Source organism: Pseudomonas sp. Irchel 3E19 (genome assembly GCF_900187585.1).
GTDB classification, from domain to species: Bacteria; Pseudomonadota; Gammaproteobacteria; order Pseudomonadales; family Pseudomonadaceae; genus Aquipseudomonas; species Aquipseudomonas baetica.
Genome location: NZ_FYDT01000060.1, coordinates 1 through 13388, shown reverse-complemented (window position 1 = coordinate 13388; position 13388 = coordinate 1). Strand labels below are relative to the sequence as shown.

Below are 13388 nucleotides of genomic sequence, written 5' to 3'. Positions count from 1 at the left end.
TAGGTGGGGCACTTGGCCCCGGATAGCTTGATCAGAATCGCCCGTGCAACAACCAGCGTTACGCCGCCTTCGTCTCTTTCTTGATCCTGTACACCGTAGCGACACCACAGTCAGCCAGTTTGGCAATCTGATCAGCAGACATGCTTGGATGTTTCTGCATCAGCGCCTGTACCTCAGCCCATTTGGCAGCGTTCCTTCCTTTACCTGATGGCTTCCATTCAGGATCAGCAGCTTTCTTGTGTTCCAAACCCTGCTTGATGCGTTCTACACGCTTCTCTTGATCCAGTCGTGCCATGGTTGCCATGAGGTCGATCAGCATGTTGTTGATCACGTCCATGATTTGACCGGTGATTCCCTTCGCCTCAACGAGCATGTGACTGGTTGGCAGGTCAGCCACAACCAAACGCAACCCCTTCGCCCTGATAGTGGCCTTGAGCGTGTCCCAGTCAGCTTGTGAGAGGCGACTCAGGCGGTCTACAGACTCAACCAATAGTACGTCGCCACTCTGGGCAGTATCGAGCAAGGCAAGCAGCTCAGGACGGTTGAGCTTGGTGCCACTGATGTTTTCTGCATACACGCCAACGATGCTCAATCCTTTCTCGACAGCGAACAGCTCCAAGGCGACTTTTGCCCGGTTGGCATCTTGGTCTTTGGTCGATGCTCGGAGGTACAAGTGGGCGTTCATGGCGGACTATCCTTTGGAGTCTTGACTTGATAGAGCAATGACAAACTATCGTTAATCTATTTTAAAGAGATTACTGATAGTTTATTTTCGCCATTGCTGAGAGTCCGCCGCACTACCGGATAGGTCTACTGGTGCGATTACAGGTACGGATACCGAAGCTCCCTTTTCGGATTTAAGAAGACTGAGCGACCTGCACACGGAATCGGAGCGGCTATCGTGCAACGCCCCCCACAACTGTGTGACGACCTCGCGTCCAGATTCAAATAACTCCGCTGATACCAAACGGAAGTGCTCCTTCAGCTTGCTCCAAAGAGCGTCCGGGTTCTCCAAATGAAATGCCCTGACCAGCCCCGTGAGCTGCTCTGAGGTGTCTAATGCTTCCCTCCTATTGCTGGTCTGAAGAGAAACCGCAGCAGCCTCAGTGGTGCTACCCGTAGCCCTGAGACGCATGTAGTAAATACCGTTGCGTCTGTAGTGATAGGGCTTAGCAAGCCTTGTGGTTGGCTTCGAAGGAAAAGCGAGTGTTGTAACGGTGTTTGTAACAGCAGGTCGAACTTCAAGGATACTCATGGCGGTTAGCCCCCGTAATCATTGGGTTAACCTGAATTCCTTGAAGTTCTGGATGTACTGCCGGGAGGATCTGCGCAAGTTGAAGCGGATTACCCTGTTGTGGGATTACATCCGCGAGGTGACCGAGCGCAATCAGGGTCTGTTGATGGGGCAGACCCGTGAGATGCAGTTCGCCGATTAGTCGGCGCTGACCACAATCGACACCCGGCGGTTTTCCGTTCGGCCCGCAGCGGTGTCGTTGGACGCCACAGGTTCGCTGCTGCCCAAGCCTCGCAACTGAATGTTCTCTTGCTTCATGCCGACCGTGCCCAGCACTTTGGCGACACTCTCGGCGCGGCGCAGCGACAGTTGCTGGTTGTAACTTTCCTTGCCCGAGGCATCGGTGTGGCCATCGACGCGCACGCGCTCGATGCCAACGCCCAACAGCGCCTTGCCGATGCGCTCGACGATCTCGGTGCTTTGGTTGTTCAGGCTCTCGACATCGCTGCCAAACAGTACTTTGCCAGACAGGCCAAATTCCCAGCCTTCGTCGGTCGGCTCAAAGCCTTGCTGTTTGAGCACGGCGACTTGCGCCGGGGTCAGGCCTTTTTGCGGGGCGGTCTGGCAACCGGCAAGGGTCAGCGTGACCATCAACAGCACGACGGAAAAAAATCGAATGGGCAGTGTGAACACGGGAATCAGCTCCTGGTTTGAACGGGTTCGACCGGGTGCTCCGACCCAGCCGTGAATTGGGCGCCACGCGACAGGCGCTTGGCTTGATACATCGCCGCATCGGCGGCATCGAGCAAGGCTCCCGGTGTAGCGCCATGATCGGGGTAAACCGCGATGCCGATACTGAGCGAGGTCACAACGCTGGTGTCACCCGGCAGCGCGATGGGCATGTCCATGCTGGCGAGGATCTTGTCGGCAATGCGTTCGGCGTCTTCGATCTTGTGCAGGGGCGTGAGCAGTACGGCGAATTCGTCACCGCCCAGCCGCGCGACCAGATCCTCTTCGCGCAACTGCGCGCGTATGCGATTGGCAACGGCCACCAGCACCGCGTCACCGGCCGCATGCCCAAAGCGATCGTTGATGCCTTTGAAGCGGTCGCTGTCGAGAAACAACACCGCTACGCGCTCATGGAGTTTGCTGGCGTTGCGCAGGGCACGGATCAGTCGACCCTCGAAAAAAGCGCGGTTCGGCAGACCGGTCAGACTGTCGTGACTGGCTTGGTGGGCCAGCGTTTCGTTTTCGTTTTGCAGATGGGTTTGCCAAGACTCCAACTCGTCGAGCAAGGCATTGAAGTCGTTGCCGAGGTTGTCGAGTTCGGCAATCTGCGCGGGTGGCACGCGTCGATCCAGCGCGCGTTCGCTGCGAGCGGCGTGGGCCACGGCAGCGAGACTGCGCAGCGGGCCGGTAATGCCGCGCAACTGTCGACGCGCCAGATAGAGTGCAACCCAGGCACTGATCGCGGTACAGAGAATAATTCCCGCCAGACCGCTGAGCAGAAAACGCATCAGGCTGCCGCCGTGGCCGGTGAGCAGGACGCGGCCGATTTCGCGATCTTGATGCAAGATCGGCAGGCTGATCGGTTTCTCCAGAAGGGCGCGGGTAATCTGCATTTCCAGCTCGGAGAACAAGCCGTTCTCCGACCGCTGCCAACGTGCAAGCAACTGGCCCTGCGCATCGAGCACCTGAGCCTGCGCCACCTCCTCGGTGGAAGCAATCAGCGCCAAGGCTTCAGTGGCAGCAGGCTTGTCGTTAAACACCACCGCCGCTTCCACGGTGTAGCTGATCGAGCGGGCAATCAGTTGCAGGTTGTGATCGGCGTAAACCCGCAGCGCCAGAACGCCCAGCAAGGTCAACGACACACTGGCCATCGCCACGGCCACCAGCGCCACAATCAAATGCCCGCGACCGATGACCGAGCCCAGCGTGGGGCGAATTTTGGAATTGAACAAACTCATGGTGCCGCCGGTTTGCGACGCGATAACTGCAGCACGCTTGGATGAATGCGCACGCCACTGCGGGCGACGGAGTCAAGATTGACTTCGAAGGACACCTGCTCGTCACCCACTCGCAGGCAGAACAGACTGCCGACGGTGCATTGATCGCCACCTTCGCTGATGCTCAGCACCGGGTGACCGGTCAATGAGGCGAACAGCCGACTGCGTTCATCGGCCGTGAGTTTGCCGATGTACACCGCATCGCACTCGCTGATGATGGCCGGGTTATCGGCCAGCAGTCGGCGCACGGCCACTGGCCGGCCGGTCGCTTGAGTGGTGCCTTTGACCAGGTCATCGGTGTACTCGGTCGGGCCGACGATACACAGGCGCAGTTGCGCAGGTTCCACCGGCCAGCGTGCGTAACTGAGGATGCCAAGAACGACTTGGGTAACAGATTTTGCCCGTTGCTCGGCCATGCCCACCGGCGCTTGGGATTGCGCGACGGCTACGCCTGTCAACAACCAGAGCAGACCGACAAGCACTGCGTGCTTGCAGCGAAACACGCGCTCCGTCGCCCAGACAGTCACCTTCATGCAGGGATTCTCTTGGATCTTAACGAAATGATGCCGCAACGATAGCACAGCGCTGAATCACCAGCGATACAGCGAGTCCTGACTGGTTAGTCAGTAATCGCCGCGAACTGCAGCGTTCATCATCACTGAACCTCAGCGCCCTCTTCCAGTTCCAGCATGAGTCCGCTAAGACGTTTTACCTTGCGCTGCACCGCCTCTTCAAAGACCCCCGCGCGGGGCTCGATCAGAGTAAACCAGTGCTTGGCTCGGGTAATGCCAGTGTAGATCAGCTCCTTGGTCAATACAGGGTTCAAGGCATCAGGCAGGATCAACGCGGTGTGGGCAAACTCAGACCCCTGGGATTTGTGCACGGTCATGGCGTACACGGTTTCGACGTCGTTAAGCCGACTCGGCAAAACGAAGCGCACGCCGCCCTGACCATCATTGCGCGGAAAGGCTACACGCAACACCGGTTTGCCGGCGTCGGGGCCTTCTCGCTCGGGGAGTTTCAAGGCAATGCCGATATCGCCGTTCATCAAACCCAGTCCGTAGTCATTACGGGTCATCAACACCGGACGACCTTCGTACCATTGCTGGTCATTTTCGATCAGACGGGCCTTGAGCAATGCAGCCGTGATGCGCTGGTTCAAACCCTCAACGCCCCATGGCCCTTTGCGCACTGCACACAACAACTGGAAGCTGTCGAAGGCCTGCAAGACTTCACGGGCCCAGTCGATCCAGTCCGGATGTTCGAGCGGCCTGCCGAGCGCCGGGCGCTGATTGCGCAGCACGCTCAGATAATGCCGGTAACCTTGCGGGCCATCGCCATGGCCCTCTAGCAGCAGTCGCTCCAGTTTGTGATCGTGCTCGCCTTTTAGCGGCAGCGAATACACATCGTCGTAGTGCCCCGCCGCCAGCAACTGCCGCGCTTCATCGGGAAGTTGCTGATTGACCCGCCGCGCGAGTTGGCCGATGCCGCTGCCTTCGCCGAATCGCCGTGAGTGGCGCAACATCACTACCTGTTGCGCCAGCGGATGGGAACCGTCGACGTCTTCATGCAAACCACTGTCCTGCAAGGATTCACCGCTAACCGACTCAAGCCACTGCCGGGTCTGCGGGCTGTACCAACCGCTTTCGGCATCGCGACACAGATCCCCCAACACCGCTCCCGCCTCTACGGACGCCAATTGATCCTTGTCGCCCAGCAACACCAGTCGCGCGTGGGCCGGCAAAGCGTCGAGCAGGTTGGCCATCATTTCCAGGTCGATCATCGACGCTTCATCGACCACCAGCACATCCAGTGGCAAGCGGTTGCCCGCGTGGTGACGAAAGTGACGAGTGCCGGGACGGCTGCCAAGCAAACGGTGCACCGTGGTTACGTCGCAGGGGATTTTGGCCCGCACGTCTTCGGCGACTTTCAGTGATTGCACTTGCTGACTGATGGACTCGGTCAACCGCGCCGCCGCTTTGCCAGTCGGCGCCGCCAGACGAATTCTCAATGGGTGGCCCGCCTCGACCGCTGGCGCCTGGAGCAATGCCAGCAAACGCACCACCGTGGTGGTTTTACCCGTGCCAGGACCACCCGTGACGATGCTGAAGGCTCCACGTGTGGCAATGGCGCAGGCGAGTTTCTGCCAGTCGATCACATCGTCGGTTTTGACCGCCCCGAACAATTCATTCAGCCGCTGCGGCAGATCATCCGGCGTCGCCTCGCCCTGGGCCAGACGTTGGCGCAAAGCCGTATCGATGCGGCGCTCATAGGTCCAATAACGTCTGAGGTAGAGGCGTTTCCCGGACATCACCAGTGGACGTTGCTGCGCCGAACCACTGCCATCTGCCGACAGCGCCACAAGAGGACTGTCTGCCAGCACCTTGCACCAGTAAGCACCGTCGAGTGCCTCCAGCAGTTGCGACGGCAGCAACAGCACCCCGCCTTGCACATCGCCTTCGGGCGGTAGCGACAGGGCGAAATCCGGCGCTTTGAGGGTTTCGAAAAGATCGAGGCACACATGGCCATGACCGAGTTGATGGCTGGTCAGTGCGGCAGCGAGCAATACCAGTGGATCAGTATCCGGCTCAAGCTCGTGCAGAAATGCGACGAATGCTTTGTCCAGCGCACGCAGCCAGCCTCGCTCGACCCAACGGGTAAGCAGCAACAGCAAATCATCGGCGCTGGTCAGAGGCGAGAGTGAAGACAGGCTGTCTGCTGTCAGCGGCGTCGGCAACAGATCGTCGAAGGTGCGGCTCATAGCAAGACTCCCTGTTCCCAAGCGGGTTCGGCCTTGGGTTCGGGTTTGCCCTGGAACATTCGATCAAGACGCTCGATGAGCTCACGGGGGGGACGCGCAAAGTAAACACCGCGACTGTCCGCCCGAGTACCGCGCAGAAACAGGTACAGCGCGCCACCAACATGCCGGTCGTAATCGTAGTCGGGCAATCGTGCCTTGAGCTGGCGATGCAACGCCAGCAGATACAACACGTATTGCAGGTCGTAGCGGTTGTCGAGGATCGACTGTTCCATGGCCTGCTCGGTGTAGGCCAGGTCATCGACACCCAGCCAGTTGGACTTGTAGTCGGCCACGTAATAGCGACCATCGTGCTCGAAGGTCAGGTCGATGAAGCCTTTGAACATGCCATTGAGCTGCACCGGTTCCGCCGCGACCCGCGCCACGCCTTTATGGGTGTACTGGCGCACCAGTTCGTCGAGTTTGAGCACGTCGACTTTATGGCTGGCGAACCAGAACTCCATTTCCACCCGGTACTGCTTGAGTTGCTCAAGAATGACCGGAGGTTGTCCGCCAGCAATCGGCAGTGGCGATTTGAGCAGGTGCTGCAGCCAGTCACTCAGCGTGATGATCCAGCCCTCCCAGCCGCGTAGATTACAGCGCCGGGCAATTGCATCCTCCAACGCCCCACGGGTCACGGCGAAACCATCGTCACCCGCCCACTCCAGCAAACCATGGAGAAACGTTCCCGGATTGGGGCCCCGGGGGAAGCGATGGATATCGGCGCCACCGGCGATGATTTCCCGTGGTGCATCGGGATCGAGGCGTTCGTCATCAAACAGCTTCTGTGCTTGCGGGCTGTCCGGTGCCTCATCGCTGCCGACACTCAATACGTCACTGATGCGCAATGCGCTGTAGGACGCAATCCACCAGTTCTCGCTGGCCTTGCGCTTGGGTAGCAGGGTGGCAGTGAGGACGGCCTCATTGCGTGGTGGCTGGTAATGCTCGTCGGTGGGTTGCGGCATTTCACCAATGCTGATGGCCGCACAGTCTTGTTGCAGATCTTGCAGCCATCGGTCCAGTCCCGTGGACTCCTTCAATGATTCGCCACCGCCAAGCAGGTAGCCCAAAGCAGAAAGATTCAGGACCGAGCTATTGTTATTTCCCCGTTTGAGATCTGTCACGCCCAGCCAGCAGGCATGTTGCGCGCGAGTCAGGGCGACATAAAGCAGGCGCAAGTCTTCGGCCAGACGCTCATCGTCTGCTTGCGCAATCAGCTCGGGGGTTGGCTTCAAGCTCACTTGAGCCTTGCCCGAAGCGTCGTGGTAATGCAGCGGCAAACGGCTGCCGTCTACCGGTTTCGCCGAACAGATGAAGGGCAAAAACACCAACGGATATTCGAGGCCTTTGGACTTGTGGATGGTCACGACCTTGACCAGTTGCTCATCACTTTCCAGACGCAGAATCTGTTCTTCACCGGCTTGCCCGGACAACGCCAGAAGCTCCGCCAGATGACGGATCAGCGCTTGTTCACCGTCCAGTTCGGCGGCGGCTTGCTGCATCAGCTCCGACAGGTGCAACAGGTTAGTCAGCACTCGCTCGCCATCGCTGCGGGCGATCAAGGTCTGCGGCAAATGGAAGTCGTGCAACAGGCGCCGCAACATCGGCAGCACACCTTGCTTGCGCCAGAGCTCGCGATAACCGCGGAACTGCATGACGCGGGTTTCCCAGACCAGTTCGTCCTGATTCAGCCGCTCCAGTTCAGCCAATGGCAGATTCAGGGTGACGCAAGCCAGCGCGGCTTTCAGGGAGCGCTCGACATCCGGCTCGGCGCAGGCCTTGAGCCAGGAAAGCAGATCGTGGGCTTCCTGCGCGGCGAAAACCGAATCCTTGTCCGACAGATAAACACTGCGCACGCCGCGGGTCGCGAGTTCACCACGTACCGCCTGGGCCTCTTTGCCGTCACGGACGAGAATCGCAATATCGGACGGTCGCAGGCCTTTGAAGTCCTTGCCGTCCTGAGTAAATCCGGCGCTGCCGATTTGCCCGCCGTTGAGCAGTGCCGTGATTTCGCTGGCGCATGCTGCCGCCAACTGCTGCCGATAGACCACGCCTGACAGCGGCTGATCAGTAGACAAGTTCCAGACATTCAGCGCCGCGACGTCTTGTCCGGCAATCTGCAGTTTCTCTTTACGGCCCTGCGATTCGACGGGGTGAAACGGTACCGGGTTGTCACCATTTTTCTCCCGGAACAAAAACGCGCCGCGTCCCTGCTCTCTGGACTCGGCGCGTTCGAACACGTGATTGACCGCTTTGACCATGCCATGGCTGGAACGGAAGTTGGTGCCCAACGTATGCAGTCGGCCAGTGGTGGCTTGGCGAGCGCGCAAATAGGTGTAGATGTCTGCGCCACGGAAGGCGTAAATCGCCTGTTTGGGATCACCGATCAAAAACAGGCCGGTGTCCGGATTGTTGTCTTCGATGCGGTAGATGCTTTCGAAGATTCGGTATTGCACCGGATCGGTGTCCTGAAACTCGTCGATCAGGGCTACCGGAAATTGTTCGCGGATCAGTGTCGCGAGACGTTCGCCGCCCTCCGATTGCAGCGCGGCATCCAGGCGCAACAGCATGTCGTCGAAGCCCATTTCGGCGCGGCGACGTTTCTCTTCTTCGAAGCGCGCACCGACCCATTTCGCGGCGTGCTGCAACACCGCGGCATCTGGGGTCGGCAAAGAATCCAGACTCGACTTGAGTCCGGGCATGGCATCAAGTCCCGGGTGGCTCGGAGCCTGACCTTTCCAGGCTTCGGCCATTCCGTCAGGCGTCAGTCGGGTGAAACCTGTGCCAATGTCGAGTTGTTCAAGGGACTCGTCTTCGGCCCAGGTTTTGAGCTTGTCGAACCACGGTTCGAAGTACCGCGGCTGCATCTTGCGACCGTCGACGGTTTTGCTTTCAACGCCCTGATGACAGATAGCGAGCAACTCATCGGCCCATTGCCGCCAAGGCATCTTCAGTTCGATCAACGCTGCGCGGCGCTCTTGCAAGCACTCTTCGATCAACTGCGCAGGGCTTTTGCCTTCGTCACTGCCCTGCTCACTGGCAAACAAGCCACGCACACGAGGTAACAGCGCAGCGGGCCCACCCCAGTTACTGCGAACCCAGTTCAAGGCGTCCCCCTGCATTGGGTAACAGAAAAGACGCCAGTAATCGCGCAGCACTTCGCCAAGTAGATCGCTGTGATCGGTTTCCAGCGATTGGGTAAACAAACTGCCGCTGTCGAAGGCATGCTCACGCAGCATGCGCTGGCACCAACTGTGGATGGTGGAAACAGCGGCTTCGTCCATCCATTGCGCGGCGATATCGAGGCGATTGGCGCAACCGGGCCATTGCTGAGAGTCGAATTGATCGCGCAGTTCTGCGATCAGGGCATCTGGCGCTGGTGTTTCGTCACGGAAGAATCGCGCGGCCTCGGCTAGCCGTGTGCGAATCCGCTCACGCAGTTCTTTGGTCGCAGCATCGGTAAATGTCACCACGAGAATCTGGGGGGGCAGCAATTCGCGAGAGAAACCGTGCGACTCGCCGCCATGGCCAAGGATGAGCCGCAAATAAAGCGCTGAAATGGTGAAGGTTTTGCCGGTACCGGCACTGGCTTCGATCAACTGGCTGCCACGCAGGGGAAACGCCAGAGCAAGTGGTGTCTTCGAACTCATCAGCGCGCCCCTTCACTGGACAACGAACGCCATGGCGCTTCATACAGAGGGCGGTACAAGGCGTCGCACCAACCGGAGAATGTCTCGTCGGCGAGTAATGCGTCGAAACGGGCAAATTGTCGGGACAGCGCAGGACTTTCGCGGCGCTCGCCTTCACTGGTCTGGCCATCACCTTCGTAGGCTTTGCGGGCAGCGGCTTCGGCTTTGAGCGGATCGGTCTGGGACAGCCAGGCAAAAGCAGTCTTCACCGCAATCGGTAAAGGCTGGCGCATGCCGGCCTGCCAGGCAAGCAGAAGATCCCCAAGGAAACGCATGGCTCTTTCCTGCTCCATCGGTTCAAGCAGCAACGTGTCGTCGCTGGCCACCAATGCCGTGGTCAATGAAAGACCGCTGGCGCAGGCGACAAGATGATTGACCCATGGCTTGGTCAATCGATGCCATTTACGGCTTTTGATCGAGCCGATGCTGTTAGGAATAGTCGTGACCGACAGCACGCCAGCGTCTGCACGCTGATGCAAACCCGAGAGCCAACCTTCAAGCCGCAAACCCTGCAAATCGAGACTGATCGGGATCGCACTGGTCACCGGCGTCGGCCAAAGCGTCAGAAGTTGCCGATAGCGTTGCAGCAGGTCCGGTAGCGGTTCGATCAACTCCCGCTGGAGGCATTCGCCGAACCCGGCCATTGGCAGTAATCCACTGTTTTGCAGACGTCGAGCGTGAGTCTCGAGCGCCTGCTCGACGTTGTCCGGTTGCCCGAGCGCGGCTTCGAGCAGGCTATCGCTGAGCGTATACCGCTGCAGAGCGTCCAGTACAAATGGCTCCTCATCGGCCAGCGGTGCTTCGGCTGCCTCGAAGTACACTTTGAGCCTCTGGGTGAAAAAGTGTCTGACCGGATTGCGCAAAAAGTCCTGCAACAGCGCCAGACTCAGCGGTTCGTCTTGAACATGGGGCGCGAGCAACTCGGCCTCGTTTTGCACCTCGTGGCTTTGATGCAGAACCTGCCACTCGCTGGCATAGCTGAACAACTGATCACCTTCATGGAAATAGCGCGCGCTGAAGGGTTGCAATGGATGTTCTTGCGTCACGGCGCTTAACAGATCCTGACCCTCGTCAATCAATCGCCAGCCGCTGGCAAGGTGGTCACGCAACTGGCCAATAAGTACAGAGGCAGGCCGCTCGCTGTTGTCACGAATGCTGCGGCCGACCCAACTGATGTAGAGCTGATTGCGGGCAGAGAGGAGCGCCTCAAGCAAAAGATAGCGATCATCCTCGCGCCTGGAACGATCGCCCGGCCGGTAGTCGCTACCCATCAGATCGAAGTCGAGCGGTGGTTGTGCGCGGGGGTAATCGCCATCGTTCATCCCCAGCAAACACACCAGTTTGAAAGGAATGGCACGCATGGGCATAAGCGTGCAAAAGTTCACCGCGCCGGCAAGAAAACGCTGAGACAGACGCCCTTGATCCAGCCCGGCAAGCCAGGCTTCTCGAACCACGGTCAGCGGCAGCTCGTCCTCAAGACCCACTGCCTCGCAGGTCTCCAGCCAGGTTTCACGCAGCTCTTCAAGCTGGGTCAACAAATAATCGTCATGCTCATTGCTGGCTTTGAAGAACAGTTGCATCAGCGCTTGCAGCCGATGCCCCCACTCTTTGGGTTGAGCCGGTTGCGTGAGTTCCTGATGGGCAAGTTCCAGTGCATCGAGCAATGCCACCAACGGCCCGATCAAAGCAGCATCCAGTCCACCGATTTCATCGTAGGGCTCGATACCCGCGCAGCCAGTGGAACTGCCCACTGCGTAACCCAGAAGCATGCGGCGCAGGCCGAAATGCCAGCTGTTCTGCTCCAGTTCGTCTGGCAAGCCTAACCCGGCCCGCTGCTCGGCATTCATTCCCCAGCGCACGCCTGCGCCTTCGATCCAGCGGTGCAGCGTCGGTAAGTCGCGCTCCTCGACGCCGAAACGGGCGCGCAATGCGGGAACGTCAAGCAGGTCGAGGATTTCGCTGACGGGGAAACGACTGTCCGGAAGCTTGAGCAAGTGCTCGACCGCAATCAGCAAGGGATCACGACCGCGCTGGCCCTGATCCGCCAAGGTGAACGGAATGAAGCGCAGGTCATAGCGATCAAGCTGACCAAACACAGCGCGGATATGCGGAGCATAGCTGTCGATATCCGGCACCATCACGATCACGTCGCGAGGGCGCAGATCCGGATTGGCGCTGAAGCGTGCCAGTAGTTGGTCATGGAGAATTTCAACTTCGCGTTGAGCACTGTGGGCAACGTGAAAACGGATCGACTTGTCGTGTGCCAGATCCACTGCAGGCCAATGCTCGCGTGTCTCATCGAGTGGACGCAGTTCCAGGATATCGTCCTGAAGTTGATTGAGCAGATTATGTGGCTGACTTTCGCTGAACAGGTCGATGCGTCCGTCGCGAAAGGCTGCGCGATAACTGTTGGGGTCGTCGTAGCTATCGAGCAGGTTAATGTAATCGCGACCTTGTTTGCCCCACGCTGCCAGCAGAGGATGGGCGTGTTGATGCATTGTCTCGGGATCAAGTACGACAGGCATGCCGCTCTTGCGCGATTGCCGTTTGTACTGATGACGCAGCAAATCCTTGTCGGCGACGATATCGGCCCAGTGGTGACGACATGGGTTGTGTACGCACAGTAAAACCTGACTGAAACGCGCGAGCCCGGCCAACGCTTCAAGCACTTGGGCTGGCAGTGAAGAAATGCCGAAAACGATGACTCGTGAAGGCAGGCCAGCAGGCGCTTCTGCAAGATGACTTATGCGCTCGATAAAGCGCTGATGAACACCGGCACGGCTTTGAGCCATACCTTGAGCACCCACATCGTCCAACAGCGCACGCCAGAGTTCAGCCTGCCAGCAACTTGTCGGCGCTAGTGGCTTTACTTCGCCTCTGACATTACGCAATTGATGCCGACCTTCGGCCCAATCCTCAAGCCAGTCAGCCCGGTACACCTGGTATTGGTCGAAGAGATCCGCCAGACGCTCGGATAATTGGTAGCGCTTGCGCAGGTCGGTGTCGTGGGTAAGGAAGCGTTGCAACGGTTCGAAATGCGGACGGTCGATGACCTGAGGTAGCAGGCGCATGAGACGCCAGGTCAGTGGGGCCTTATCGAGCAGGGATTTGGCTGGAATTTCATCTCGCCCCAATACCATGCGATAGAGCTGCCACATGAAACTGCCCGGCAATTGCACATCAATTGCCGCGGCAATACCACAACCGCCGAGATCGCCTTCTTCTGGGTCCTCCGCCAGAGCCAATTTAAGCCACTGGGCGATGCCATTGCTCTGCACCAAGGCAATTTCGTTCTCCAGGGGAGCCAGCGGATAGCGCCGCATAATGCTGACCACCAGGCTGCGCAGTTCGTCCAGGCTATTACTCTGAACCACCATGAATGCAGCGTTGAGGGACTGGGCGTCCGGCATAAGACTTCCTTGGAGAAAAGTACAAAAGCTAGGCCAGAACCTTAGCATTGTCGGCAGGTGATAACAGCCGGACGGCGTCTGTGAGTGCTGTACGAACTTTCCTTCGGGCAAAACAAAACCCCAATTGCTTTCGCAATTGGGGTTTCGGAATTTAATCTTGACGATGACCTACTCTCACATGGGGAAACCCCACACTACCATCGGCGATGCATCGTTTCACTGCTGAGTTCGGGATGGGATCAGGTGGTTCCA

General features: G+C 58.6%; 7 protein-coding genes, 1 rRNA gene and 1 pseudogene. 1 reads left to right on the top strand and 8 read right to left on the bottom strand.

What is annotated here, in order from left to right; translation table 11 throughout:
* Positions 1-58: 58 nt before the first annotated feature.
* Positions 59-685: a recombinase family protein gene (locus CKW18_RS25900; RefSeq protein WP_095191386.1), complete on the bottom strand. Its 627-nt coding sequence runs from the start codon at positions 683-685 to the stop codon at positions 59-61.
* A 613-nt stretch (positions 686-1298) separates the two neighbouring features.
* Between CKW18_RS25900 and CKW18_RS25890 the strand changes: the two are divergent.
* Positions 1299-1436 (top strand): annotated as a pseudogene (locus tag CKW18_RS25890) (LysR family transcriptional regulator); the annotation flags it as partial.
* Here the strand turns inward: CKW18_RS25890 and CKW18_RS25885 are convergent.
* From CKW18_RS25885 to rrf, 7 genes are all read right to left on the bottom strand, one after another.
* Positions 1433-1885: an OmpA family protein gene (locus CKW18_RS25885; protein WP_371857652.1), complete on the bottom strand. Its 453-nt coding sequence runs from the start codon at positions 1883-1885 to the stop codon at positions 1433-1435. The pseudogene CKW18_RS25890 and the gene CKW18_RS25885 overlap by 4 nt on opposite strands.
* Positions 1886-1932: 47 nt before the next feature.
* Entirely contained in the window at positions 1933-3201 is a 1269-nt protein-coding gene (locus CKW18_RS25880; RefSeq protein ID WP_095191383.1) for a diguanylate cyclase domain-containing protein, read from the bottom strand.
* On the bottom strand, positions 3198-3773 hold the full coding sequence (locus tag CKW18_RS25875) for a YfiR family protein (RefSeq protein ID WP_095191382.1): 576 nt from the start codon (positions 3771-3773) through the stop codon (positions 3198-3200). Before CKW18_RS25875 ends, CKW18_RS25880 begins: the two co-directional genes overlap by 4 nt.
* Before the next feature lie 122 nt (positions 3774-3895).
* Positions 3896-6001, bottom strand: coding sequence for an exodeoxyribonuclease V subunit alpha (gene recD, locus CKW18_RS25870; protein ID WP_095191381.1), 2106 nt, complete (start codon positions 5999-6001; stop codon positions 3896-3898).
* Positions 5998-9687, bottom strand: coding sequence for an exodeoxyribonuclease V subunit beta (gene recB, locus CKW18_RS25865; protein WP_095191380.1), 3690 nt, complete (start codon positions 9685-9687; stop codon positions 5998-6000). The genes recD and recB overlap by 4 nt, the downstream gene beginning before the upstream one ends.
* Positions 9687-13136 carry an exodeoxyribonuclease V subunit gamma gene (recC, locus tag CKW18_RS25860; protein ID WP_095191379.1) on the bottom strand — a complete coding sequence of 1150 codons (3450 nt, stop codon included), beginning with the start codon at positions 13134-13136 and terminating at the stop codon, positions 9687-9689. The genes recB and recC overlap by 1 nt, the downstream gene beginning before the upstream one ends.
* Before the next feature lie 155 nt (positions 13137-13291).
* A 5S ribosomal RNA gene (rrf, locus tag CKW18_RS25855) occupies positions 13292-13388 on the bottom strand; the annotation flags it as partial.

Bases quoted from the DNA above. Each gene is read 5' to 3' on its own strand.
- CKW18_RS25900 (WP_095191386.1), bottom strand. From the start codon at position 685: ATGAACGCCCACTTGTACCTCCGAGCATCGACCAAAGACCAAGATGCC.
- CKW18_RS25885 (WP_371857652.1), bottom strand. From the start codon at position 1,885: ATGGTCACGCTGACCCTTGCCGGTTGCCAGACCGCCCCGCAAAAAGGC.
- CKW18_RS25880 (WP_095191383.1), bottom strand. From the start codon at position 3,201: ATGAGTTTGTTCAATTCCAAAATTCGCCCCACGCTGGGCTCGGTCATC.
- CKW18_RS25875 (WP_095191382.1), bottom strand. From the start codon at position 3,773: ATGAAGGTGACTGTCTGGGCGACGGAGCGCGTGTTTCGCTGCAAGCAC.
- recD (WP_095191381.1), bottom strand. From the start codon at position 6,001: ATGAGCCGCACCTTCGACGATCTGTTGCCGACGCCGCTGACAGCAGAC.
- recB (WP_095191380.1), bottom strand. From the start codon at position 9,687: ATGAGTTCGAAGACACCACTTGCTCTGGCGTTTCCCCTGCGTGGCAGC.
- recC (WP_095191379.1), bottom strand. From the start codon at position 13,136: ATGCCGGACGCCCAGTCCCTCAACGCTGCATTCATGGTGGTTCAGAGT.